This is a genomic window from Mesorhizobium salmacidum (SeqCode), from assembly GCF_037179605.1.
GTDB lineage: Bacteria > Pseudomonadota > Alphaproteobacteria > Rhizobiales > Rhizobiaceae > Mesorhizobium > Mesorhizobium salmacidum.
This window is the reverse complement of the sequence record NZ_JAPYKS010000103.1, coordinates 1-399: the sequence shown is the minus strand read 5'-3', so window position 1 is coordinate 399 and position 399 is coordinate 1. Positions and strand designations below refer to the sequence as shown.

At 65.2% G+C, this 399-nt stretch carries 1 protein-coding gene; it reads right to left on the bottom strand.

All coding sequences use genetic code 11. The features are described 5' to 3' along the window. Positions 1-399, bottom strand: a 399-nt coding sequence (locus O7A60_RS31830) for a CoA transferase subunit A (RefSeq protein WP_337109602.1), incomplete at both ends; no start/stop codon positions are given.

Below are 399 nucleotides of genomic sequence, written 5' to 3'. Positions count from 1 at the left end.
ACCGACCTGATGTTGGGATTGACGTCAGCCAGCCCCGCACCGCGATAGCCGCGAAACACGGCACAGGGCAGGCCGGCCGCGCCCGCCTCATAGGCGTTGGCCATGCCGGCGTGGCTGTGTTCCTCGATCTCGATCGACCGGGGGAAGCCGTTCTCGATCGCATCGCGGGCGCGCCGCAGCAGGCCGACGCCAGGATTGCCGACATAGGAGAAGACGATCTTCCTCGCCATGCCCATGCCGATCATCTGGTCGTAGATTAGGTCGGGCGTCATGCGGATCAGGGTCAGGTCGCGAAACCCCTGGCGGATCGCCTCATGCGCTGCCGCCATCGGGATCAGATGGGTGAAGCCTTCGAAGGCAACCGTGTCGCCATTGCTGAGGTTCTCGGCCACGGCCTGT